At 68.5% G+C, this 1,885-nt stretch carries 2 protein-coding genes and 1 pseudogene; all 3 read left to right on the plus strand.

The genetic code is table 11. From position 1 onward, the window contains the following. A pseudogene (locus FFS27_RS32310) lies at window positions 1-198 on the plus strand (NADPH-dependent FMN reductase); the annotation flags it as partial. A 118-nt stretch (window positions 199-316) separates the two neighbouring features. Next, a complete protein-coding gene (locus FFS27_RS32315; protein ID WP_015502542.1) occupies window positions 317-1,288 on the plus strand; it encodes a sulfonate ABC transporter substrate-binding protein in 972 nt (323 codons plus the stop codon). A gap of 77 nt (window positions 1,289-1,365) precedes the next feature. Continuing rightward, the coding region (locus FFS27_RS32320) for an LLM class flavin-dependent oxidoreductase (protein ID WP_137952531.1) at window positions 1,366-1,885 on the plus strand (520 nt) is incomplete at its 3' end.

Genomic DNA, 1,885 nt, shown 5'->3' on the forward strand with positions numbered 1-1,885 from the left:
GTGCTGCACGGCGTATTCGCCGTGGACAAGCAGATCGCCTACGCCACCGAGAGCGACCCGGCGCGCCTGGAGCCGGTCCTCGAGCAGCGCCTGGAAAACGCCCTGGAAACCTTCCACCTGGCCCTCTCGCGACGGCCGCAGCCGATCGACCCGCAGTTGCTCAACGAGCGCCTGGTGAACGCCCGCTGGAGCATCTGATCCGTCCGCCGCCAGCGCACGCGCGCCGCGGCCCGATTGCACAACGCACACACGACGACCTCACTGTTCCGTCAACGGCGCGGCAGGTTCGGCACCCACAACGACAAAGGAGAGCGCCATGCGCACCATCGCTTTGCGTCGTGGACTGGCGGCCCTGCTGGTGGCGGCCCTGTCCTACGGCGTCCAGGCCGACGAGAAGTCGGCCAACACCCTGCGGATCGGTTATCAGAAATACGGCACCCTGGTCCTGCTCAAGGCCCGCGGCACCCTGGAGAAACGTCTCGCCGAAGACGGCGTGAAGGTGCAATGGACCGAGTTTCCCGGCGGCCCGCAACTGCTCGAGGGGCTCAATGTCGGCAGCATCGACTTCGGCGTGACCGGGGAAACCCCGCCGGTATTCGCCCAGGCCGCCGGCGCCGACCTGCTCTACGTGGCCTACGAACCGCCGGCGCCGACCAGCGAGGCGATCCTCCTGCCGAAGGACTCGCCGATTCGGTCGGTGGCCGAGCTGAAGGGCAGGAAAGTCGCCCTGAACAAGGGCTCCAACGTGCATTACCTGTTGGTCCGCGCCCTCGAGCAGGCCGGTCTGAAGTACAGCGACATCCAACCCGTCTACCTGCCGCCGGCCGACGCCCGCGCCGCCTTCGAGCGTCACAGCGTCGACGCCTGGGTGATCTGGGACCCCTACCAGGCCGCCGCCGAGAAGCAGTTGTCCGCGCGGGTCCTGGTGGATGGTCGCGAGCTGGTCGACAACCACCAGTTCTACCTCGCCACCCGGACTTACGCGCAACGGCATCCGCAGGTGCTCGACAAGCTGGTGGACGAGATCCGCCAGGTCGGCGACTGGTCGCGGGCCAACCCGCAGCAGGTGACCGAGCAGGTCGCGCCGCTGCTCGGGTTGCCCGCCGACATCACCCTTACCGCGGTGAAGCGCCAGGGCTACGGCGCGCAGTTGATCACCCCGGCGGTGGTCGAGGCGCAGCAGAAGATCGCCGACACCTTCACCCAGCTGAAGCTGATTCCCAAACCGCTGAGCGTCAAGGACGTGATCTGGACGCCGCCGGCCGGCAAGGTCGCCAGCGCCCCCTGAGCCCGTACCGCCCACATACCGACACGATCATCGCGCGGCTACGCCACGCCGGCGCGCTCACCCTGGAGTCAATTGCGATGAGCCTCGAGATTTTCTGGTTCCTTCCCACCCACGGCGACGGCCACTACCTGGGCACCACCCAGGGCGCCCGTGCCGTCGACCACGGCTACCTGCAGCAGATCGCCCAGGCCGCCGACCGCCTGGGCTTCGGCGGCGTACTGATCCCCACCGGACGTTCCTGCGAGGACTCCTGGCTGGTCGCCGCCTCGCTGATCCCGGTAACCCAGCGCCTGAAGTTCCTCGTCGCGCTGCGTCCCGGGATCATTTCGCCGACCGTCGCCGCGCGCCAGGCGGCGACCCTGGACCGGCTGTCCAACGGCCGCGCGCTGTTCAACCTGGTCACCGGCGGCGATCCCGACGAACTGGCTGGCGACGGCCTGCACCTGAGCCACGCCGAACGCTACGAGGCGTCGGTCGAATTCACCCGCATCTGGCGTCGCGTGCTGGAGGGCGAGACCGTCGACTACGCCGGCAAGCACATCCAGGTGAAGGGCGCCAAGCTCCTCTATCCGCCGTTGCAGCAGCCGCGTCCGCCGC

Source organism: Pseudomonas sp. 2VD (assembly GCF_005503585.1).
Taxonomy (GTDB): domain Bacteria; phylum Pseudomonadota; class Gammaproteobacteria; order Pseudomonadales; family Pseudomonadaceae; genus Pseudomonas; species Pseudomonas aeruginosa.

Bases quoted from the DNA above. Each gene is read 5' to 3' on its own strand.
- FFS27_RS32315 (WP_015502542.1), top strand. From the start codon at position 317: ATGCGCACCATCGCTTTGCGTCGTGGACTGGCGGCCCTGCTGGTGGCG.